We start from the raw sequence: 24999 nt of genomic DNA, 5'->3' as shown, positions 1-24999 counted from the left end.
GACTACGACCACCCCAAGGGTGTGCACCTGTACCTGCAGAAGGTCGCCGATCCGCCGGACAACAAGACCTCGGTGAACCGCGCGTGGATGCTGACCCGGCCGGACCGGACCCAGTTCTTCTTCGACGACCAGGGCTTCCAGTCGGTGATCCGGGACAAGAACGGCAACGAGATGCTGTTCACCTACGAAGAGCGCAAGAGCGCCAACAAGCCGGTCAAGTTCCTCGACTACATCACCGACGCGGCCGGGCGCCGGACGCTGACGCTGGACTACTTCGAGAAGGGCCAGGCGTACAGCTACATCAACGACGCCGGCGTGAAGACGGCGGCGACGAACCTGACCAACCCGAAGATCATCGACCAGGTCGAGTCGATCACCGACATCTCCGGCCGGAAGGTGACGTTCACCTACTCCGACAAGGGCCTGATGGCCGAAATGGTGGACGGCGCCGGGGCGACCGGGGCGAAAACGTTCAAGTTCGTCTACGACGCGACCAACACGAACAAGAACACCAAGCTGGTCCGGATCACCGATCCGCGCGGCAAGTCGACGGACCTGTCGTACTTCGCGGCGACCACCGACCCGAAGGACAAGTGGAAGCTCGAGAAGCTGACCGACCGGCTCGGCAAGACGACGACGTTCGGCTACGTCCCGGGCACCGGCACGGGCGAGACGACGGTCACCGACGCCACGCCGCGGGCCACGAAGTACGTGACCGACAGCTTCGGCCGGCCGGTGCAGACGACCAACGCCAAGAACGAGACCACCAAGCTGGGCTGGGACACCGACCACAACGTCACCCGGCTGGAAGAGCCCAACGGCGCTGTCAGCACCTGGACGTACGACCCGAAAACCGGTTTCCCGCTGACCATCAAGGACGCCGAGGCGAACGCCAACGGCACTCCCGCGACCGTGCTGAGCTACAACGTCAGCGCGAACGGCTTCTACGGTGAGATCGGCCGCAAGGTCAGCCCGGAGGGGCGCACCTGGACCTTCGGTTACGACCCGCTCGGCAACCTCACGTCGGTCACGGACCCGAAGGGCAACGCGACCGCGACGGCCGGCGACTACACGACCAAGTACACCTACGACGCGTTGGGGCAGCTCAAGACCTCGACCGACGCGAACAACAACACCACGACCTACCCGGCGTACGACGCCACGGGCTATCCCACGCGGATCACCGACGCACTGACGAAGTCGACCGACTTCGACTACGACGTGCGCGGCAACGTGCTGAGCGTCACCGACGCGAAGTCGAAGACCAGCACGTACACGTACGACGTGTTCGGCCGCCCGCTGACCAGCAAGGTGCCGAAGGACCAGACCGCGAACCTGTTCGTCACCACGCCGGCCCCGGTGTACGACGGCAACGACAACGTCACGCAGGCGACCGCTCCGAACGGTGCCGTGTCCGTCAACGCCTACGACGACGCCGACCAGCTGATCTCCTCGAAGGCGCCGAAGGACGTCGCGACCGATCCCGACCGGGAGACCAAGTACGAGTACGACGTGGTCGGCAACCTTTCTCGGCAGATCGAGCCGAAGGGTGTCCTGACCCCGGACCCGGCGGACTTCGTCACGTCGTACGCCTACGACGCGGTCTACCAGCTGCTGTCGGTCACCAACGCGCAGAACGACAAGATCAGCTACGAGTACGACAACGTCGGCAACGTGATCACCGTGGTGGACCCGCGCAAGTCGAAGTCCGCCGACCCGGCCGACTACACCACGAAGACGACGTACGACAAGGCGCACCGGCCGAAGACGGCCACCGACGCGGCCGGCAAGTCGACCTCGCAGGACTACGACCGCGACGGCAACGTGATCGCCACGACGGATGCCGACGGCAACAAGACGCTGATCACGCTGGACGAGCGCGGCAAGACCGTGCAGGTCAAGGTCCCGCACACCAAGGACGGCGCCGGCAACCCGGTCTACCGGACCACGCAGGTCGAGTACGACCAGGTCGGCAACCAGACCAAGGTGATCAGCCCGCGCGGCGTCGAGACCGCCGACGACCCCGACGACTTCGCCCAGGTCACCGTGTACGACGCGCTGAACCGGCCGAAGGAGAAGGTGGCGCCGTACGACAAGGACGACGCGCGCTACAACACGCCGGACAAGACGGTGATGACGTACGACGAGATCGGCAACGTGACGAAGGTCAGCGCGCCGGCCTCGGAGGGCCAGACGGTCCGCAACGACACGTCGTACTCGTACTTCGACAACGGCTGGGTGAAGTCGAGCACGGACCCGTGGGAGATCGCGGCGACGTACGGCTACAACGACCTCGGCCAGCAGACCGCGCGGACGCTGACGAGCGCGGGTGGGTCGTCGTCGCGGACGATGACCTGGGACTTCTTCCCGGACGGCAAGCTGAAGTCGCGCAGTGACGACGGTGTGCCGGTCGGCCTGCACGTCTCCCTGGTGGACAACTCCGACACGGGTGATGTGTCGGTCGCGGGGACCTGGCCGCTGTCGGCTACCGGGACCGGTTACCAGGGCACCAACTACCGCACGCACGCGGCGGCGACTGGGAGCACGGACAAGCACACCTGGAATCTGAACGTGCCGGCGGACGGCAAGTACACCGTCTACGTGCGCTACCCGTCCGTGGCCGGCGCGTCGACCGCGGCGCCGTACGCGGTGAGCACGGGTGCGGCGGGCTCGACGCCGGTTGCGAAGCCGGTCAACCAGACGACCGGCGCCGGCACCTGGGTCAGCCTCGGGGAGTTCACGTTCACGGAGGCCACGACCGGCTCGGTGACGCTGTCTCCCGCCGCTGTTGGCACTGTCGCCGCCGACGCGGTGAAGGTCGTGCGCGACAACACCGGTGAGGCGGACACGGAGAAGAAGGACTTCACCTACCGCTACGACACCAACGGCAACCTGCTGCAGATCACCGATACCCAGCCGGGCGCCAAGGTCAGCGACTACGTCGTCGGCTACAACGGCCTCAACCAGGTCGCGAAGGTCGAGGAGAAGAAGGGCACCACGCTCCTCAAGACCACGACGTACACCTACAACGAGAACGGCGCGCCCGTCACCCGCACCTTCGACGACGCGGCCGACAAGGACGACCAGTTCTCGGCGTACACCTACGACGCGCGGGACCTCGTCGAACAGGTCAAGAACGCCAAGTCGGCCACCGACACGGCACCGAAAACGTCGGCCTACACCTACACCGCCCGCGGCGAAACCGACGTGGAAACCAAGGCCAACGGCAACACCGTCGACTTCGACTACTACCTCGACGGCCTGGTCGCGTCCCAAATCGAGAAGAAGTCCAACGGCACGCTGGTCTCGCAACACGCGATGGAGTACTCCGCCAACGGCGACCGGGTGAAGGACACCGCGAAGGTCCAGAACGCCGACAACCACGCGGCGTACCTGGAGAACGTGTTCGCGTACACGTTCGACCCGCTCGACCGCGTCGCCAAGGTGGAGAAGAAGGACGCCGCCGGGACGACGGTGCAGTCGACGGAGACGTACACGCATGATGCCGCGGGCAACGTGGTGTCGCAGGTGGTGAAGAACGCCGCGACGACGTACACGTACGACCGCAACCGGCTGCTCACCGCCACCAGCGACGGCACGTCGGCGTCGTACACCTACGACCCGTTCGGCCGGCTCTCGCAGGTCTCGGCCGCAGGCAAGGTGATCGAGCGCAACACCTACGACGGCTACGACCGCATCATCAAGCACCGCAAGCTGCAGACCGACGGCACCACCAAGACGACCGACACGTCGTACGACGCCCTCGACCGCACCAGCTCCAAGGTCGAAGGCGCGAAGACCACCAACTTCAGCTACCTCGGTCTGTCGGGCGAGGTGCTGTCCGAAGAGGTCGCCGGCAAGGTCACCGAGTCGTACCAGTACTCGCCCTGGGGTTCCCGCCTTTCCCAGGTCAAGTTCAAGGCCGACGGAACCACCGAAGACTCCTACTACGGCTACAACCCACACTCCGACGTGGAGACGCTGACCACGGAGGGCGGCGACACCCGCTCGACGTACGGCTACACGGCCTACGGCAAGAACGACGAGGACCGCTTCACCGGTGTCGACAAGCCCGACGCCCAGAACCCGGGCAAGGAGCCGTACAACGTCTACCGCTTCAACGCCAAGCGCTGGGACCAGTCCTCGGAGTCCTACGACATGGGATTCCGTGACTATTCGCCGGGGCTGAACCGCTTCCTGACCAGGGACTCCTACAACGGCGCCCTGGGAGACCTCAATCTCTCCACCGACCCGTGGAACTCCAACCGCTACGCCTTCGCCGGCGGCAACCCGATCAGCCGGGTCGAGATCGACGGCCACATCAACGAGTCGATGGCCGACGGCGGGATCTTGGAAGACGCGGTCGAGACCACCATCGGCAACCGCGAGGTGGTCGCGGAGAAGGAGACGTACGAGAAGGCCTACGCGGCCGTGAAGTCGAAGCGAGTCGGCAGCGGCGGCGGTCAGGGGCCCGAGTATGCGGTCGGCTGCAATGACGGCTACACGCACGTCAGCACGAGCGACGGCGACCACACCTGCGGCGGATCGGACGTCCAGTTCTCGAAGCACTTCGCCGAAGATCTGTGCCAGCAGTCTGGAATCATTTGCGGTCCCTACAGCCCGGCCGAAGTACCCGGCGCAGAACTCGGCCACGACGGCGGTGGTATCCGGATCGGTGGTGGACCGGAGACGGTCCCGGGCGGCATCGGGACTCGTGCTGGTGGAGGCGCTTGCAGTTTTAGTGGCGAGACGCTGGTCGAGATGGCCGACGGGTCGCGCAAACCGATCTCGCAGGTGGAAGAAGGCGACGAGGTCCTCGCCACCGACCCGGAAACTGGCGAGCGTGGTCCCCGCCTGGTGACGAAGCTTTGGGTCCACACGGACACGCTCTTGGAGTTGGATACCGACAGCGGAACCCTCACCACCACCGAGGACCACCCGTTCTGGAACGCCACCGACGGCGAGTTCCAGCGAGCCGACGAACTCGAGCCTGGCGACCAACTCATCGCCGCTGACGGGCGCGACGTGCGCGTGGTCGGTTTTCGCCCGGGGTCGCAACGAGTGGCCACCGCCTACAACCTCACCGTTGACGACATCCACACCTACTATGTGGTGGCTGGCGAGACGCCGGTTCTCGTGCACAACACCGGGCCGTGCAAGAATCCACTGACCCCGGATCAGCAGAAGAACATCGCGAGTTGGTACAAGGGTATGACCAAGGTCAAAGGCAACTACGGCAAGGGGACGGTGTACGAGCTCAGGAAGCCCGGTCCAGGACTGCCGCGCTATTACAGCCCTGACATCGACCAGCACACCGGCGGAATCTTCAAGGGTGCGAACCGAATCGAAGACCTGTGGAGCGATAAGACTCGCTCAGGAACCTATGGCCTTGATATCGATGACGCCGGTGTGGTAATTGGCCTCGTCAGGACGGGTAAATGAAGTGATCTATCACTGGTGGAGGGTTTCCGCTGCTGGCGGTCGACTGTCGGAAGAGATGACCGTTGTACTAGGGCGTCTCTTCGGGTCCCGCGCGGATTCGTATGTCGCCGTGCGCGAGCCGGAGGTCTGGAGTAGGGCCGGGCGTTGGCCGGCGTCCGAGTACTATGACGGGCGTCTTCTCACGGGAGCCGAAGCCGTCGTTCTGAGCAAAACGATGCTCGCTGGTGCCGAATTCTGGTGTCGCCTCGTCACCGACATCATTGAGGTGCACGTGGCGGAAGAGGCAATCTATGTAGGCACGGCCGAGCCGGAACTGGGGAACTTGCTCTCGCTGGTTGCGGAACGGGTTGATTCATCGCCTTATGTTATTGACCGAAGGAATTTCCCGTATTACATGCCGGCCGACGAGACGTTCTGGAGCGAACTGCGACGAGGCCTAAGCTCCGGAATGCAGGAAATGCTCATCCTTCAGCAGTGGGCGGCCGGGCCGGCCGGCGAGCGCTGGTACCGGGTTGTTTCGACCGGCGATTTGGAGACCGTACGGCGGAACGTAATCCCCAGAGCCGTTTACGCGGTCTTCCGAAGCCCTGGGCTGGTCCGCCGGCGGGAAGCCTTGAATCAGCCGGCATCGACGGTTGTCGCCGAGGAAGCGTTACTGGCCAATGTACGGATCTTCCACGACCTGAGCGAGTCGCCGCTGATGGTGGACAACGTCGCGAACGAAGCGGAGTTGGAGCACATCTGGGGATCGCTGGATGATCGTGGTGCGCTCTTCCTCTGGACTGACGACGCCGTGGTCTCCTACGCTGCCCAGCCCGACGCTGACGGCCAAGTCCGGGCTGCAGTCTCCTTCCAGTGAGGGCCAGCAGTGGCAATGAGGTGGCTAGCTGTTAGGGATGGCTCGTCGGGTGAGTGCCGGAGGATCTCCGCGTCGTACATCACGCTCGACAAGGCGCTGAACGACAACGGGATCAAGCTGCCGGAAGCCGCGGATGGGGATCGGTTCGGTGTGTACCTCGGACAGAGTGAAAGTTTCCATCTCGTGTTCGATACCGACTGGGGCTCGGTGCCCCGCTCCTCGAGGACGGTTCGATGAGGAGCCGACTCGAGCGTTCGGTGTTGCTTCCGTCGCTGGTGCGGACCGCTGGTCACGAACATGATTGGAACATCGAGAGCTTCCGCGGGCATCGAGGGCGATCGCTGTTGGTGCGGGTGACGGATCTGCCTGCGTTTCTGGTCGACCTCTTTCCGAAGTCACGGAAGGAGGCTGCTCGGATCCGCGGGGATTACTGGGACACTCCGGGCATCGCGGCGTACGCGTATGTGTCGGAGGCGTTCTGGTCGCGGGCGTTCCAGCCTACGTTGGCGTCAGGCGATGAGGTGTCCATCGCGAAGTGCTTCGACGCGTTGGAGCGAATGCTGGAGTGCCCGGATCAGACTGTTCGGAATGCGGCTGGCATTCACATCACGCCGTACTTGCTCGGGCTCCCATTGGAGATGGTGCGGAAGTTCGCGGGGCCTGGTCACCTTGATGGACCTACGACGGGCCGCCGGGCCGTGATTTTCCGGGTGCTTTCGTTGCCTAAGCAACAAGGTGGCGAGGTGTCAGGGAGAGACCGGCGAAGGTGCCGTGCTGACCTTCGGGAGTGTCTCGGAGTGCTCTTGGTGGGGTGTCTTCGAGCCAGCGCTTCGTGGGCATGACGTAGACCTGATAGAGCGCTGCTTGCAGCCACCGAACGCCTCCTCGGTGAAGGCGACCAGGTGATCCAGGATGCCTTGTCGGCAAGAGCTCTGGATTACTTGCTCGTCCGTTCTGGCAAGGAGTTGTCCGACGATACTCCGGCCCCGAACCGCGAAGAATCCTCACCGGCCCCAACTCTTCGTGAGCTTACTCCGGCAGCGACCTTAGCTCGCGACCGGCTGACCTGCTCTCTGATCGTTGAGTGGATGCTGGTCCATCCGGCGGTCGGTTCCTCGTCAGGTGACCTTAAATGCCTTGAGCAACAAGGTGAAGAGGTGGTCGGGGGCGGTTGCGGTGGGGTCCAGGGCCTGGGTGATCAGGGACTGGTCGGTGGGGAGGGTGGCTGAGGTTGCCCAGTCGGTGAAGGTCGGGAATTCGGGCGGCCAGGACGGGGTGGTCGGTGGCGGCGGCGAGGCATCGAGCGCCGAGCAGGGGGTTGTCGTTGGCGCCGGCAACCCAGGCTTGTTGCCAGCCGTTCGCCAGAAGTTTCACCTCGACGTACTCCTCGCCGAAGGCGGACAGTCCGGCGCGAGGCTGGTCAGAACAAAAGGGCACATGAGGTATTGCCAGCGCTACTAACGGTCGCTTACCTTTCTCCTGCGGCTGGGGGGTCGCCCACTGCGCACCTAGGGGGGAGCGCGGGCCCGGGGCCGCGGGGGTGAAGTGATGGGTCTACTGCGTCCTGCCCAGGTACTGGTCCGCGCTCGGTTGACGGCGGTGTTCACCGCTTTCTCGTTGCTGATCGGTCTGCTTGTCTACTCGCCGATGCCGGCGCGGGCTGCCGACAACGGTGTGAACCAGTTGCTCGGGTTCCTCGGAGCCGGCGGTGAGGCGGACAGCCTCTCGGCCTGGACGACGGGGCTCGCCTCCGTCGACAAGTTGAAAGAACCGCTGCCGCTGGTCGGGGCCAGTCCAGGGGGACTGCTCGGGCTCGACGACCTGTTCCTGGAGGCGGTGGCCAAGCAGTTGCAGTCGGCCACGGACTTCGGGGACCTCGAGGTCGACAAGGACATCACCGTCGCGGGTGGGCGGACCGGGCATCTGAAGACCTCGGTCAGCGACCTGGGTGACGGCAAGAAGCTCGACATCGTCGTGACGGTCGACAAGACCGTGACCGGGCAGGACCTGCGGCTGACCAACGCCAGCCCGAAGGTGGAGCTGTCGGTCGCCGACGGCGCCACCGTCGCGCTGAAGGCGCGCCTCGGGCTGAGCGCGGTGTGGACCGGTGCCGGCGACAACAAGGTTTACCTCGTGCACGACGCGGCCACCCCGCGCGTGGACGTCGACGCCCACGCGAGCATCGACAACGCGACCGCCAAGGCGGCCATCGGCATCCTCGGGGTTTCGCTGACCGGCTCCTCGCTCGACGTCGACGCGCACTTCGCGGGCAAGCTCAACGACCCCAACAACGACGGCAAGCTGTTCTTCGGCGCCACCGGCGAGCTCGGTCAGCCGGGTTCGCTCGATGGTCTGCTGAGCGTCGGCCTGGACGCCGAGGGCTCGCTGCCCACCGACAACACCGACCCGAACAGCCGGGGCTCGGTGCACGGCACGTTCCAGCTCGGCGCCGCGGCGTCCGGCGTACCGGGGCTTTCGCTGCCGGGCGGCATCAGTACGACGATCAAGGTCGACTGGGACGACATCGGCACCGGTACGCCGACCGTCAGCGCGCCCGACCTGGCCGCGACCGTCGGCAAGTTCCAGAACATGAGCCTGCAGGACCTCGCCGAGGGCCTGGCCCAGGTGATCGCCACGCTGACCGCCGTGCAGAAGGCGAAGTTCGACCCGGACGGCGACGGGCCGCTGCAGCCGGTCGGCGACCTGGACCTGCCGTTCATGAAGGGCACGCTGGCCGACGCGATCCAGGTCAACGAGGTGCTGAAGAAGTTCCTCGCCGACAACACCGTCGCCGCGCCCGGCCAGCCGGGTTACGTCCCGGGCACCGACCCGGCGCAGTACGGCAAGCCGAAGTTCGCTTCGCTGCAGGAGCTGATCGCCCTGCTGGAGCAGGCGTCCGACATGGATCTCGGCGACCTCGTCTGGGACGCCGGCAACAGCAAGCTCGTGCTCCCGCTCAGCATGTCGAAGACCGCCCCGGCCGACCCGGTCGAGCTCGACCCGGTCAGCATCGAGGCCTCGGGCAAGGTCGCCGACTACGAGGCGAAGACCCTGACCGTCGTCGGCGCCGGCTGGCAGCCGAACCAGTGGCTCGGCCGGCGCGTGGTCGCCGGTACGTCGGCCGGCGAGGTGGTCGGCAACGACGCCAAGACCATCACGCTCAAGCAGGACTGGATCGGCGGTGTGCCGACCGACAACACGCCGTACGTGATCGCCGGGCCCGAGCCGCACGTCGGCGCGGTCACCTTCGCCAACAAGATCGACTCCGACGGCCACGGCATCGTGAACGCGAACGCCGACCAGACCTTCGCCAAGGTCAAGCCGTCGTTCTCGGCCGCGCTGACGCTCGTGCTCGACCTGCAGGACCCGAAGACCGGCGACGCCTGCATCGGCTTCCTGGGCAACACGCAGGCCTGCCCGTTCACCCAGCACAACGGCCCGCTCGACACGGTCGTGCCGTCGCTGCCGCTGAACACCGACCGGGTGCTGATCCGCACCGGCTCCAACCTGTTCTCGGCCGACTTCCCGGTCGAGACCGGCATCGACCTGACCGCGAACGCCGGCTTCTTCAAGGTGAAGCTGGCCGGCCAGCTCAAGGTCTGCCACTCCGGCCTCGGCGACACCTGCGCAGCCGGTACGCCGTCCGGACACATGGTGTCCGTCGGTCTCAAGCAGCAGGGTGACGCCCAGCACGACCTGCGGTTGTCCCAGCTGTTCAAGCAGCTGGTGGACGCCCCGGCCCAGTTGCTCGACGTCGACGTGAACGTCCGCGCGTACGCCGACGCCACGGTCAGCATCCCGGACGCCGAGCAGTTCCTCCCGGCCGGCGCGACGACCAAGTTCACCGCGAAGTGGACCGACCTGACCGATCCGGACACCGTCCAGCTGGACACCGGCGACCTGGCCGAGATCTTCAAGCTCGACTTCGACGCCGACGACCCGAAGGCGCTGTTCACCGCGCTGATCAAAACCCTGCAGACGCTGTCGAAGCAGCTCGCGCAGGCCGACACCTCGGCCGGCTCCGGCGTGTTCGACAAGGACGTGCCGGGCCTCGGCAAGTCGCTGCGTGACCTGCTGGTCAGCGACGAGTCCAACAGCGGCAAGGACGTCAGCTACGGCGCGAACACCGTCGTCGACGGGACACGGGCCGAAGGCAACTTGTTCACCGACGCGCTGATCGGCCGAACCGTTGTCGTCGGCACCCAGGTCGGGATCGTCAAGGACGCGTCCGACGACGGCAAGACGCTGACCCTGACCCAGCCGTGGGCCTCACCACCAGCACCCGGTACGGCGTACAGCATGCGCTCGGCGCTCGACGACGCCACCGACCGGCTGCTCGCCAACACCCCGGACAGCCTGCAGGACGCGGTGGAGCTGCTGAACGATGCGCTCGGCACCGACAGCGTGAAGTTCCGCTACCTGGACAAGGACGGCAAGCCGAACCTCGTGCTGGCCGTGGACTGGAAGCGCGACTATCGCACCGCCGCGCCGATCAAGCTCTCGCTGGGCAGCCTGAACGGCGGCGACCAGAGCTTCGCCGGCGCGCAGGCGACGGGCCAGGCGCAGGTCGATGTCACCGGCCAGGTGAAGGTCGGCCTGGTGATCCCGCTGGAGGCCGGCGACGGCCCGGCGGACGCGACGGCACTGAAGGTGCTCGAGGACTCCTCGATCAGCGTCGGCGCCAAGGCCAAGCTCGAGAACGGCGTCGTGCAGGGTGTCGTCGGCCCGCTGTCGGTGTCGCTCGGCAACCCGGCCGCGGACGCTCCGGCCGCGGAGAAGGCCCAGGCGCGGGCGGACCTGAGCATCGCTCTGGCCAAGTCCGGCGCGGCGGCCGACACCCCGGTGTCGTTCAGCGACTTCCTCGGCGCGGTCGGCGTGAACTTCAACGCCACGAACGGCACGGTGACCTGCGGCGAGACGCTGGAGACCCCGCTGATGATCTGCGGCAACCTGCCGATCTACCTCAACAACACCGGGACCGACGCCGGGTGGGCGCCGATCGGCACGATCGCGCTGCGGGTGCCCGATTCCACCAACCCGGCCGACCTGGCTGACCTCGACGACAACCTTCCGGCTCCGGACGCGGCGAAGAAGGAGCTGCAACTGCCCGACAACCTGGGCACCAAGCTGGCCGAGGCGCTGCTCGACTTCGGCAACTTCGGCGACGGCCTGGAGAGCTACCTCGCGCAGATCGAGCAGGCGTTCCGTACGGCGAGTCTGGGCGGCAAGCTGCCCCTGGTCGGCGAGGACCTGCAGCAGGGCGCGGACTTCATCGGCGACCTGCGGACCCAGTTGCGGAACTCGATCTGGAACGAGCTGCCTGGCGCGGGCCGGCCGGCCAACTCCCAAGAGTTCGCCGACTTCATCAACGGCAAGCTCGCCACCGAGCTGGCGAAGGTGAAGATCGCCGCGACCGACGTGAAGGTCGAGTTCGACTGCACCGCGACGCTGGCCAAGGCGGCCGCGCCGACCGTGACGGCCAACCCGGCCGACGCGGGCACGGCGACATACGAGTACAAGGTGGTCGCGTACCAGGGCTCGGGCGAGGGGACCAGTGGGGACACGATCCCCAGCGATCCCGGCCAGACCACGAAGGGCGCCGCCACACTCGGCGGCGAGAACTTCAACAAGCTGACCTGGACCCCGGTCGACAAGGCGGCGGGCTACAAGATCCTGCGCAAGGGACCCGGCGAGACCGAGTTCCAGCTGGTCAAGAAGCTGCCGGGCAACACGCTGAGCCACGAAGACCACGGCGACACCGGTACGGCGTACGTGGCGGTGGAGCAGGAGCCCGACCTGGCGCTGTGCCCGCTCGACCAGATCGCCGGCGCGTACCTCGACTTCACCGCGCAGCGCGGCAAGGTCAGCATCGACAAGGGCTGTGAGAGCGCGGGTGCGCCGCAGGCCTGCTTCACCAAGGATCTTCCGCTCGACATCGGCATCCCCGGCCTCGCGCTGCGTGGGGTGCAGAAGGACGAGGGGCAGTCCAAGGCGAAGGGCGTCTCGGTCGCGGCCGGGTTCGCGCTGCACTTCCGGCTCGGTCTGACCAAGGCGGACGGCTTCTTCGTCAACACGCGGGACGGCTGGGGCCCCGACGACAAGGCCCTGCCCGAGCTGCAGGTGGGCCTCGCGTTCGACCTGCAGCAGAACACGAAGCTGCTGGCCGAACTGGCCTTCATCAAGGTCGACATCACCAAGGCGACCGGGACCGGGCACACGCCCGAGGTGCCGCTGTTCCACGGCGCGTTCCAGATCGACTTGAAGGCACCGGGGCAGACCGAGAGCTGCTTCAAGGGCACCGAGGAGGTCTGTCAGAAGGACGACAACGCCAAGGTGACCTTCGCCGAGCTCGGGGACGCCGGCAACCTCTTCGGCGTCTCGCTGGCCGGCGGCTTCCACCTGGACTGGAACCTGGAGGCCAAGGTCGACTCGGCCTTCCCGGGCGTCCGGGCGAACTTCCAGCTGAAGTGGGACTTCGACAACAACGCGCCGGACGCGGCGGGTGCGCCGTACATCGCGTTCAAGGACGTCGGGATCAGTGCGGGCAGCTTCTTCGAGGGGCTGCTCGGGGACGCGGTCAAGGAGATCAAGCGGGTCACCGGTCCGCTGCAGCCGGTCGTCGACACCTTGTACGCGCCGATTCCGGTGCTGTCCGACCTGAGCCGGATGGCCGGTGGTGACGACGTCACGCTGATGACGCTGGCCAAGTCGTTCAGCACGCTGACCGACGGACCCCAGCTGGAGTTCGTGGACAAGATCAAGGCGGTCATCGAGTTCATCAACCGGCTGCCCAGTTGCAGTCCGGACGCGGAGAACGACTGCTACGTACCGCTCGGCAGCTTCGAGCTGTCGGGGGAGAAGGCGCTGGCGACCAGCAACTCGCCGACCACCGCGGACTCGATGTACAGCAAGGTCCTCGACAAGGACGGCGGCGAGCTGACCGAGGCCGACGGCGACGCGGTCAAGGCGGCGCTGAACGACGCGAACGAGACCGGTGGCGACGCCGCGAAGGACGTCTTCGGCACCGGCAACGGGCTGGCCGAGAACAAGGGCGACGCGGAGAAGTCCGGGTTCAGCTTCCCGATCCTCGACAACCCGGCGAACGCGTTCAACCTGCTGATGGGCGGCGACGTCACACTGGTCGAGTTCGACTCCGGCCCGCTGACGCTGGGCTTCAGTTGGCGGCAGTCCTTCGGCCCGGTCTACGCGCCGCCGCCGGTGTTCGTGACGCTGGCCGGCTCGGCTTCGGTGAGCCTGCGGATGGTCGCGGGCCTGGACACCTACGGCATCCGCAAGGCGGTCGAGGCAGTGCAGAACGGCGGCCCGGTCACGGCGATCGACGTACTGGACGGGTTGTTCTTCAAGACCGTCGACAAGAACGGCGCGCCGCTGCCGGTGGTGCAGCTGACCGGTGAGATCGCGGCCGGTGCCGCGGTCAGCGCGGTGATCATCACCGTCGGCATCGAGGGCGGGTTGCGGCTGACGATCAACTTCAGCTGGAACGATCCGAACGACGACGGCAAGTTCCGGGTCAGCGAGTTCCTGCACGCGGCGCTGAACAACCCGCTGTGCCTGTTCACCACCAGCGGCCGGCTGTCGCTGTTCCTGCGGGTCTACATCACCATCGGGGTGAGCATCTTCTCGGTGTCGTTCAGCTTCACGCTGGCCGACGTGACCCTGCTCGACTTCGAGCTGGCACCGGACTGCTCGCCGCCACCGCCGAAACTCGGCGGCACGGTGGACGACACGCTCGTGGTGTTCGCGGGCAAGTTCGGCAAGACCGCGCAGCGCGGTGATCCGTGGAGCAACGACGAGGCGGCGGTCGAGAAGGACACCGTCAAGGTGATCTCGCTGCACTACGCGCAGACCAAGGACGACCCGGCCGGTGACAACGGCGGCTTCGACGGCTTCGCGGTCGAGATGCTCGGCGAACGGCGCGAGTACCACGACCCGAACCTGAAGCGGGTGGTCGTGGACGGCGAGGGCTACAGCAAGCCGATGGCGATCACGTTCACCGGTGACGGCAAGAAGACCACCGGCGACGACGCGGGCGACACTCCGGCCGAGTTCGACAAGGACGCGGTGGTGATCGGTGGCAAGGGCAACGACGTGATCACCACCGGCCGCGGGCTGTCGTACGTCGACGGACGCGAGGGCGACGACATCATCGCGACCGGCGACACCGGGGGTGCGGCGTCCAAGGCGACCGTGGCCGGCGGCCCGGGCACCGACACCATCACGGTCGGCAACGGTGACGCCAAGGTGGCCGGTGACGCCTCGCTCGGGGCGGACCGCGATGCCCAGGTGGTGACGCACAACCCGCAGGACTCCGAGGACGGCGACAAGACCACGGAGCTGAGCGGCGTCTTCAACTGGAAGTCGATCCCGGATCCGACCGGTCTGGCCGACGGCCCGGCGCCGGGTGACGACACGATCAGCCTGGGTCTGGGCACCAACACGGCGGTCGGCAACGCGGGCAACGACAAGCTCGCGGTGGCCGCGGACGTGCCGGACGGTTCGAAGAAGGCCGGCGTCAACACGCTGGTCGGCAACGGCGGCAGCGACCGGATCACCGGCGGCACCAACGCCGACCGGATCTTCACCGCGGCGGCCGACGAGTTCGGTGTCGACGCGGCCGGCCCGGCCGACAGCGACCCGAGCGCCGACGAGGGCGTCGCCACGAACGTGGTCGACACCGGCACCGGTAGCGACCAGGTCTGGGGCAGCACCGGCATCGAGGCGGTCACCAGCCACTCGCAGGGCGACCAGGGAGCGACCATCCGCGGTGGTGGCGCGAACGACGTCCTCACCGGTGGGTACGGAACCGACGCGGTGTACGGCGGCCCCGGCGACGACTACGTGATCGCCGAGCCGGCCGAGGTCGGTCCGGTCAAGGGCGTCGACAAGCCGGGCACGGTGTCCTACGGACCGCTTCGGGACGTGGTCAAGCTGGCACTGCCCGCGGGAGTTCCGTCGAACGCCAAGACGCTGGTCGGTGGCCTCGGCAACGACCACGTCGTCGGCGGCGACGGCCCGGCCACCGTGTTCGGTGACCAGCGGATCGACGCGGAGAAGTGCGTCACCGGTACGCCGGTGACGTCGGACCCGGTCGGCGAGAGCACCAGCCAGGCGACCGGCGACGGCAACGACCGCATCACCGGCGGCGCCGGTGTCGACACGGTCTCGGCCGGTGGCGCGAGCGACCTGGCTGAACTTGCCGGAGGCAATGACCTGGTCTGCGGCCAGGAAGGGGTCGACACCCTGCGCGGTGGCGGCGACGCGGACAAGGTCTTCGGCGGCTCCGACGGCGACGTCCTGTACGGCGACGCCGGCCTGGACCAGGTCTTCGGCAACACCGGGGACGACGTCGGCTACGGCGGCAGCGAGGCCGACGTCGTCGAGGGCAACAACGGCAAGGACTGGATCACCGGTGGCGTCGGCAACGACCTGATCTACGGCGGAACCCGCGCCGCGGATCGTGCGGACAACGGTGACGACGACCTGTCCGGTGACCTCGGCGACGACCGGCTGATCGGCGACAACGGCACCGTGGACGACCCGGCCAACCCGGGCGACCCGGTCGCCGTACCGCTCGACCTCGACGGTGCCACGCCGACGGCCGGTGCGGGTGACCGGATCAACGGCGGCGACGACCAGGACACGGCCTACGGCGGTCTTGGCGCCGACCTGGTCAACGGCAACGGCGGCGACGACCACCTGGAGGGCAACAACGCCGCGGACGTCGTACACGGCAACGACGGCGAGGACGCGATCGCCGGTGGCTCGTTCGAGCAGGCTGCGGCCGGCGTCGGACGGCCGGACACCGGAGACCAGTTGTTCGGCGACGCCGGGCCCGACCTGCTGACCGGCGACAACGCCGTACTGACGCTGACGACCGATCCGGCGGCGACCACGCCGGTGACGAGGCAGCGTGGGTTCGCCCACGGGCACACGGTCGCGCTGCTCGACCTGGGCGCGGCTCCGGTCGCCAACACGTCCGGCAACGACCAGATGTCCGGTGGCGACGGGCAGGACGTGCTGTACGGCCAGGGCGGCGAGGACCGCGCCAAGGGTGACGGTGACGACGACTACGTCGAGGGTGGTCAGGCGAGCGACTGGGTCGAGGGTGACCTGGCCGACGACGACCTGGTCGGCGGCAGCTCGACTCCGCTGAGCGGGACCGGCGCGGACACCGCCGGGCAGCCGGACACCGCGGACGCGATCTTCGGTGGACCGGGTGACGACGTGGTGGCCGGTGACAACGGTCGTGTACTGCGGCCCGCGGCCGGGCAGACGCCGACCCGGGTGACGGTCCGGCTGGGCACTGAGCCCGGTGTGCCGATGGCCACCCGGATCGTCGACCGGTACGACCTCGGCAGCAACCGGCTGGCGGTTCCGCCGGCTGACAGGTTCGGCGCTGACCGGGTGTCCGGTGGCGACGGCGTGGACGTGATCTACGGCCAGGACGGCACCGACTACCTGTCCGGTGGCGCCCGGGCGGACTACGTCGAGGGCAACGGCGGCGCGGACGTGCTCCGCGGCGACCTGTCGCTCGGCGGCGACTCACCGCTCACCACCGTGCAGCCGCTGGCCGACCCGGGCTGGCCCGGTACGCCGAGCGCGGCTGCCGTGCTGGAGGGCCCAACCGGTCCGGATGGTCAGGACGACCTGATCGGCGGCAGCTCGGCCAAGGGGTTCCGCGACACCGGTGACACGATCGAGGCCGACGGAGCCGACGACGTGGTGCTCGGTGACAACGGCTCACTGGTCCGGACCGTCACCGGCCAGACCGAGCGGGTGTACGCCGACCGCTACCCGAACGGCACCCCGCCGGCCGGTGCGACGGTGGCCCGCACACACGACCCGGACCTCGGCGAGCCGAGCACCCGGTTCTGCACCGAGGCCCAGGCGACGTGTGAGGTGGCCGGTGCGTTCGGCGCCGACACCCTCTACGGCGAGGCCGGCGACGACGGAGTCTGGGGCCAGGACGGCAACGACACGATCCTGGGCGGCTCCGACGACGACGACCTGTACGGCGAGCTCGGTGACGACACCGTGTCCGGCGAGACGGGCGAGGACGCGATCCTCGGCGACCGCGGCGGCGTGGTGAACCAGCACCTCGACACCGGCGACGCCCCGGCGCAGTTCAGCGTCTCGCTGAACTCGCCACCGGCCGAGACCTACGTCGGGTTCCGGCGCGGCGGCTACGACCGCCGGGTCGACCTCGAGCACGACGTGGACGGCGACCAGTGGATCGGCACCTCGACCGGCGCGGAGATGCCGCACGACGGCATCGCCGAGGGTGGCCGGGACCGGCTGCGCGGCGGCCCGGGCGCGGACAACCTGCACGCCGGCTTCGGCGACGACCTGGCCAACGGCGACAGCGGCGGCGACCAGGTCTTCGGGGCCGACGGTGAGGACGTGCTGTGGGGCGGCCGGGGCTGTGACCCGGTGCTCGACGCGGCCACGGCCGACTGCCTGACCAACGGCGCCTTCGACGCCGACGCGCGGGGCACGAACGACCGGTTCGTGGACCACGTGTTCGGCGGGGTGGGCGAGTCCGACCCGGCCAAGCAGGACGTCATCGGGTCCGACCTGCTCGACTTCAACCCGCGCGGCACCTTCCCGGGCAACTGCGCACCGGGCGACTGGCCGGTGACCACCAACGGGGTGACGGTCGACCCGTGCCTGTGGTTCGAGCTGACCGGCAAGGACGACGACAGCGCGGCACCGGCGTCGCTGGCCAACAACCAGCACCACCACGGCACCGACTGGATCTACGGCGGCTGGGACCGCGACGTGATGCAGGCCGACGTCGCCCAGAACGGCCCGAACACCGGTGACCGGCTGATGGACTGGAACGGTGCTTACAACCTGTACAGCCACTGCAACGCGGCGTACGGCGGGTTCAACGACATCCGGCAGCACTCTCCGGCGATGCACACCTTCCTCACGTCGGTCGCGTGGGGATCGGGGGCCGGCCGGGCCGTGACGGATGTCACCACCGCGGGCACCTCGGCGTACCGGGAACTGGCGTTCGCGTACAACCCGGACTACAACACCCACGCGGTCGGCCCGGCGTACCCGGGCACTCCGGGGCATTTCGAGGACCCGGTGGCCTGCGCGGACTGAGCTGGTCAGGAGCGGGCCGCCGGCCGGCGGCCCGCTCCGCCGGGTGAATTCTGAGTGCCGGAACACGCCGTCGTTCTCTGTCGACGTGTGGTGGTGGGTACCTTCGTCGAGTGCAGAAATGGCCTGGTCGTCCCTATCCCCTCGGAGCCACGTACGACGGCTCCGGTACGAACTTCGCGCTGTTCTCGGAGGTTGCCGAACAAGTTGACCTGGCATTGATCGCTGACGACGGATCGGAGCAGCTGATCCAGCTGACCGAAGTGGACGGGTTCGTCTGGCACGCGTTCCTGCCCTCGGTGCAGCCGGGGCAGCGCTACGGCTACCGGGTGCACGGACCGTACGACCCGGCCGCCGGGCACCGGTGCAACCCGTCCAAGCTGCTGCTGGACCCGTACGCGAAAGCCATCGACGGGCAGATCGACGCCGACGAGTCGCTGTTCAGCTACCGGTTCGCCAAACCCGACGAGCTGAACACGATGGACAACCGCGAGCACACCATGCTCTCGGTGGTCACCAACCCGTTCTTCGACTGGGGCAACGACCGTCCGCCGGGGCACGCCTACCACGAGACCGTGATCTACGAGGCCCATGTCAAGGGCCTGACCAAGACCCATCCGGCGCTGCCGGAGGAGATTCGCGGCACCTACGCCGGGATGGCGCACCCGGCCATCATCGAGCACCTCAAGGGACTCGGGGTGACCGCGGTCGAGCTGATGCCGGTGCACCAGTTCGCCCAGGACGGGCACCTGCAGGAGCGTGGCCTGTCCAACTACTGGGGCTACAACACCATCGGCTTCTTCGCCCCGCACAACGCCTACTCCTCGACCGGGACCCGCGGGCAGCAGGTGACCGAGTTCAAGACGATGGTCCAGGCGCTGCACGAGGCGAACATCGAGGTGATCCTCGACGTGGTCTACAACCACACCGCCGAGGGCAACGAGATGGGCCCGACCCTGTCGTTCAAGGGCATCGACAACGCGGCGTACTACCGGCTGGTGGACGAGGACAAGCGGCACTACTACGACACCACCGGCACCGGGAACAGCCTGCTGATGCGGCACCCGCACGTGCTGCAGCTGATCATGGACTCGCTGCGCTACTGGGTCACCGAGATGCACGTGGACGGGTTCCGGTTCGACCTGGCCGCCACGCTGGCCCGCCAGTTCCACGAGGTGGACCGGCTGTCGGCGTTCTTCGACCTGGTCCAGCAGGACCCGGTGGTCAGCCAGGTGAAGCTGATCGCCGAGCCGTGGGACGTGGGCGACGGCGGCTACCAGGTGGGCAACTTCCCGCCGCTGTGGACGGAGTGGAACGGCAAGTACCGCGACACCGTCCGGGACTTCTGGCGGGGCGAGAAGTACACGCTGGCCGAGTTCGCCTCCCGGCTGACCGGCTCGTCGGACCTGTACCAGGACGACAGCCGCCGCCCGCTGGCCAGCATCAACTTCGTCACCGCGCACGACGGCTTCACGTTGCGTGACCTGGTCTCGTACAACGACAAGCACAACGACGCCAACGGCGAAGGCGGCAACGACGGCGAGAGCCACAACCGGTCCTGGAACTGCGGCGTGGAGGGTGAGACCGACGAGCCCGCCGTGCGGGTGCTGCGGGCCAAGCAGCAGCGCAACTTCCTGACCACGCTGCTGATCTCACAGGGCGTGCCGATGCTCGCGCACGGCGACGAGCTGGGCCGCAGTCAGCAGGGCAACAACAACGTCTACTGCCAGGACAACGAGCTCGCCTGGGTGAACTGGGAGCTCACCGAGGAGCAGGAGGACCTGCTGGAGTTCACGCGCGACCTCGTCCGGCTGCGCAACGAGCACCCGGTACTGCGCCGCCGGCGCTTCTTCCACGGCGACCAGGGCATCGACGGGCTGGGCGACCTGGTCTGGTTCACCCCCGAAGGCCGCGAGATGCAGGACGGCGACTGGAGCCGGGACGACGCCCGCGCGGTAGCCGTGTTCCTCAACGGCGACGCGATCTCCGAGCCGGACCCGCGGGGCGAGCCGGTGGTCGACGACTCGTTCCTGATCCTGCTGAACAGCAACCACGAGCCGCAGGAGTTCCTCCTGCCCGGCAAGGAGTACGGCGACATCTGGTCGGTCGTGGTGGACACCATCCGGCCCACCGGCCGCGCCGAAGAGGGCGAGCACCCGGCCGGGAGCACGATCCGGATCGAGGCCCACGGCACGATCGTCCTGACCCGCCCCCGGCAGGCCAACGGATGACGGCCGTTCCGCAGTCGACGTACCGGCTGCAGATCAACGCGGGGTTCGGGTTCGACGCGGCCGCCGAGGTCGTCGGGTACCTGCACGACCTGGGCGTTTCGCACGCCTACCTGTCGCCGATCCTGCAGGCCGCGCCCGGCTCGATGCACGGGTACGACGTGGTCGACCACAGCCGGGTGTCGGAGCCGGCCGGTGGGCGCGCGGCGTTCGACCGGCTGACGGACAAGCTGACCGAGTACCGGATGGGCGCGATCGCGGACGTCGTACCGAACCATGTCGCCGTGCCGACGCCCGCGCGGCTCAACAAGGCGCTCTGGTCGGTGCTGCGGGACGGGCCCGGTTCGCCGTACGCGGACTGGTTCGACGTGGACTGGGGGTCGGGGAACCAGCCGCTGCTGATGGCCGTGCTCGGCAACCGGATCGGCAAGGTGCTGGCCGACGACGAGCTGTCGGTCGACCGGAGCGGTGACGAGCCGGTGCTGCGCTACTACGAGCACGAGTACCCGCTGCGGCCCGGGACCGAGCACCTGCCGATCGACGAGCTGGTCACCGCGCAGTGGTACCGGCTGGCGCACTGGCGGGTCGCCGACGAGGAGCTGAACTACCGGCGCTTCTTCGACGTCGACACCCTGGCGGCTGTCCGGGTGGAGACGCAGGAGGTCTTCGAGGCCACCCACGAGCTCCTGTTCGCCCTGCTGCACGAGGGCAGGCTGCACGGCTTCCGGATCGACCACCCGGACGGTCTGGCCGATCCCCGTGGCTACCTGCGGCGCCTGGCCGAGCGGACCGGCGGTGCGTGGGTCGTGGTGGAGAAGATCCTCGAGGGCGACGAGGAGCTGCCCAGCGACTGGCCCTGCGCCGGTACGACGGGGTACGACGCGTTGCTGCGGGTCGGCGGGCTGTTCGTCGACCCGGCCGGCGCCGCGCCGCTCGCGGCGTACCACTCCGAACTGACCGGTCAGCCGGCCGACTTCGGGCCGGTGGTGGAGGAGGCCAAGCGGGAGATCGTCGAGCACGGCCAGTACGCCGAGGTGCACCGGCTGGTCGAGCTGCTGGCCCGGATCTGCCAGGACGACGTCCGGCTGCGCGACCACACCCGCCGGGCCTTCCACGAGGTCGTCGTCGAGCTGCTGGTGAACTTCGACCGGTACCGCGCGTACGTCGTACCGGGGGAGCGGGCGCCGGCCGAGGCGGTCGAGGTGCTGGAGCACGTGGCCGAGCTGGCCCGGCGCAACCTGGACGAGGAGCAGCAGGAGACGCTCGACCTGGTCCGCGACCTGCTGCTCGGCCGGGAGGCCGGGACCGCGAGCCGGATCGACGAGCAGGCCCGGCACGAGCTGATCGTGCGGTTCCAGCAGACCTGCGGGCCGGTGATGGCCAAGGGCGTCGAGGACACCGCGTTCTACCGCTGGTTCCGGCTCAGCTCGCTGAACGAGGTCGGCGGCGACCCGGAGCACTTCGGCGTCTCGCCGGAGGAGTTCCACGCCTACGCCGGCCGCGCGAACGAGAACTGGCCGCGCACGATGACCACGCTGTCGACGCACGACACGAAGCGGTCCGAGGACGTCCGGGCCCGACTGAGCGTGCTGTCCGAGCAGCCCACCGCCTGGATCGAGGCGGTCCGGTCGTGGCGGACCAAAACCGAGGACCACCGGGGACCGCTGCTCGACGGCAGCACGGAGTACTTGATCTGGCAGACCCTGCTCGGCACCTGGGACGACGGGCCGCTGGCCGAGGACCGGCTGCAGGCCTACCTGCAGAAGGCGATCCGCGAGGGCAAGCGGCACACCAGCTGGACGTCGCCCGACGGCGAGTACGAGGAGGCCGTGGCTGCCTTCGCGACCGCCGTCCTGGCCGACGACGCAGTGCTGGAGTCCGTACGCCGGTTCGCCGACGCGCAGGCGCCGTACGTGCGGGCGGCGACGCTCGGGCAGAAGCTGGTCCAGCTGACGATGCCCGGCGTACCGGATGTGTACCAGGGCAGCGAGCTGGTCGACCTGTCGCTCGTCGACCCGGACAACCGGCGTCCGGTCGACTACCAGGAGCGGATCCAGCGGCTGGCCCGGCTGGACGACGGCAAGCAGCCGGCCGACCTGGCGGACGAGAAGCTGCTGGTCACCTCCCGGGCGCTGCGGCTGCGCAGGCAGAACCCGGAGGCCTTCGCGGGCAGCTACACCCCGCTGCCGACGTCCAACGGGCATGCGGTGGCCTTCGCCCGTGGGGACGCGGTGATCACCCTGGCAACCCGGTTGCCGGTCGCGCTGCACCGGCTGGGGGGCTGGGGCGACTCAACTGTCGTCCTGCCGTCCGGGGAGTGGAAGGACGTGTTGACCGGCCGGACGCTGGGTAGTGGGGCGGCCCGGATCGACGAGCTGCTGGCTGACCTGCCAGTGGCCCTGCTCGCGAGGAGCTGAGATGCACACCTTCACCGTCTGGGCGCCTGACGCCTCCACCGTCTCCCTGGTGCTGTCCACCGAGTCGGTGGAGCTGACCCGCGCCGACGACGGCTGGTGGTCGGCGGCGGTGGAGGACGCCGGCCACGGGACCGACTACGCCTTCTCGGTCGACGGCAGCGACCCGATGCCCGACCCGCGCAGCGCCTGGCAGCCGTTCGGCGTCCACGGGACCAGCAGGGTGTTCGACGCGTCCCGCTTCGAGTGGGGCGACACCGAATGGGCTGGGCGGGACGTGCGCGGTGCGGTGTTCTACGAGCTGCACCTGGGGACCTTCACGCCAGAGGGCACCCTGGACGCGGCTGCAGAACACCTGGACTACCTGGTGGCGCTCGGCGTCCAGGTGGTGTCGCTGCTGCCGGTGGCGGCGTTCCCCGGCAAGCACGGCTGGGGCTACGACGGTGTCGACCTGTACGCCGTCCACGAGCCGTACGGCGGGCCGGAAGCGCTGCAGCGGTTCGTCGACCGGTGTCACGCCGTCGGGCTGGCGGTCTGCCTGGACGTCGTCTACAACCACCTCGGACCGTCCGGCAACTACCTCGACTCCTTCGGCCCGTACTTCACCGACAAGCACTCGACCCCTTGGGGTCCGGCGGTCAACCTGGACGACAAGGGGTCGGTCGAGGTCCGGCGGTGGATCTGCGACAACGCGCTGCGCTGGTTCCGCGACTTCCACCTGGACGCGCTGCGCCTGGACGCCGTACACGCCCTGCAGGACGACAGCCCGCAGCACGTGCTCGCCCAGCTCTCCGAGGAGACCGCAGCGCTCTCGGCGGAGCTCGGACGGCCGCTGGGGCTGGTGGCCGAGTCCGACCTCAACGACCCGCGCATGGTCGAGCCGGTGGCCGAGGGCGGGCTGGGCATGACCGCGCAGTGGAGCGACGACTTCCACCACGCGCTGCACACCCTGCTGACCGGTGAGAGCGCCGGGTACTACGAGGACTTCGCCAAGCCCGGGGTGTTCGAGAAGACGCTCACCCAGGTGTTCCTGCACGACGGGTCGTACTCGTCGTTCCGGGGCAAGGACTGGGGGCGGCCGGTCGATCCGGCCCGGCACCGCGGCTCGGCGTTCCTGGCCTACACCTCCAACCACGACCAGGTCGGCAACCGCGCGCTGGGCGACCGGCCGGCGCTCACGCCGGGCCAGCTGGCGATCGGGGCCGCACTGGTGATCACTTCGCCGTACACGCCGATGCTGTTCATGGGCGAGGAGTGGGGCGCGTCGACGCCGTGGCGGTTCTTCACCGACCACGAGGAGCCGGAACTGGCCGAAGCGGTCCGGAACGGGCGCCGGGAGGAGTTCGGCGCGCACGGGTGGACCGCGTCGGAGATCCCCGATCCGCAGGACCCGGAGACGTGGCGGTCGTCGGTGCTGGACTGGACCGAGGTGGACCAGCCGCCGCATCGCGAGCTGCTCGCCTGGTACCGCGACCTGCTGGCGCTCCGGGCCCGCAGCGACGACCTGCGCGACGACCGGCTCGGCTCGGTCTCGGTGACGTCCGACGTGGATGGCGACTGGCTGGTTGTCGGCCGGGGTGCGCTGCGGGTCGTGGTGAACCTGAGCGAGGCCGAGCGGGTCGTGCCGGTGGGCGGGCGGCCGTCGTACGAGGTGATGGCTTTCGGTGCGGCCGAAGTGGTGGAAGACGGGGTGCGCCTGGCCGGGCACTCGGTGGCGGTCTACGCGATCTGAGATCTCCCGGAGACCGCACTGTCGCACTCTTGACGCCGAAACAGGTCTGGACAAAGTCGGGCAAATCTGGCGTCGGAGTCCGGATCCCGGTAGCTCCGGCCCGAATCCCTTGTGCTGTTGGGGTCTGGTGACCGACTGTGGACTGTACCGGCCTGTTGAGCAGCAGCAGGAGGGGGGTCACCGGGGGGTGACAGG

At 68.3% G+C, this 24999-nt stretch carries 8 protein-coding genes; all 8 read left to right on the top strand.

Going from position 1 to position 24999, the window contains the following annotated elements:
• The first annotated feature begins 21 nt into the window (after positions 1 to 21).
• The 8 genes from BWI15_RS40245 (at position 22) to treZ (ending at position 24804) form a co-directional block, all read left to right on the top strand.
• Positions 22 to 5442, top strand: coding sequence for a golvesin C-terminal-like domain-containing protein (locus tag BWI15_RS40245; RefSeq protein ID WP_237771501.1), 5421 nt, complete (start codon positions 22 to 24; stop codon positions 5440 to 5442).
• A gap of 109 nt (positions 5443 to 5551) precedes the next feature.
• On the top strand, positions 5552 to 6301 hold the full coding sequence (locus tag BWI15_RS28680) for a hypothetical protein (protein ID WP_143465933.1): 750 nt from the start codon (positions 5552 to 5554) through the stop codon (positions 6299 to 6301).
• 233 nt (positions 6302 to 6534) lie between these two features.
• Positions 6535 to 7143 (top strand): DUF7674 family protein, encoded by a 609-nt coding sequence (locus BWI15_RS40770; RefSeq protein ID WP_077017669.1) that lies wholly within the window; start codon positions 6535 to 6537, stop codon positions 7141 to 7143.
• Between the two features lie 295 nt (positions 7144 to 7438).
• On the top strand, positions 7439 to 7762 hold the full coding sequence (locus BWI15_RS28665) for a hypothetical protein (RefSeq protein ID WP_143465931.1): 324 nt from the start codon (positions 7439 to 7441) through the stop codon (positions 7760 to 7762).
• Positions 7763 to 7849: 87 nt separating this feature from the next.
• Positions 7850 to 18433, top strand: coding sequence for a calcium-binding protein (locus BWI15_RS28660; protein WP_237771500.1), 10584 nt, complete (start codon positions 7850 to 7852; stop codon positions 18431 to 18433).
• 110 nt (positions 18434 to 18543) lie between these two features.
• Positions 18544 to 20661 (top strand): glycogen debranching protein GlgX, encoded by a 2118-nt coding sequence (gene glgX, locus BWI15_RS28655; protein ID WP_077017667.1) that lies wholly within the window; start codon positions 18544 to 18546, stop codon positions 20659 to 20661.
• Positions 20658 to 23075, top strand: a complete 2418-nt coding sequence (gene treY / locus BWI15_RS28650) for a malto-oligosyltrehalose synthase (RefSeq protein WP_077017666.1) — start codon at positions 20658 to 20660, stop codon at positions 23073 to 23075. Before glgX ends, treY begins: the two co-directional genes overlap by 4 nt.
• A 1-nt stretch (position 23076) precedes the next feature.
• Positions 23077 to 24804: a malto-oligosyltrehalose trehalohydrolase gene (gene treZ, locus BWI15_RS28645; RefSeq protein ID WP_077017665.1), complete on the top strand. Its 1728-nt coding sequence runs from the start codon at positions 23077 to 23079 to the stop codon at positions 24802 to 24804.
• Positions 24805 to 24999 lie beyond the last annotated feature (195 nt).

Origin of the sequence: Kribbella sp. ALI-6-A (assembly GCF_001984195.1) — a bacterium.
GTDB lineage: Bacteria > Actinomycetota > Actinomycetes > Propionibacteriales > Kribbellaceae > Kribbella.
This window is presented reverse-complemented; position numbering and strand designations above follow the sequence as displayed.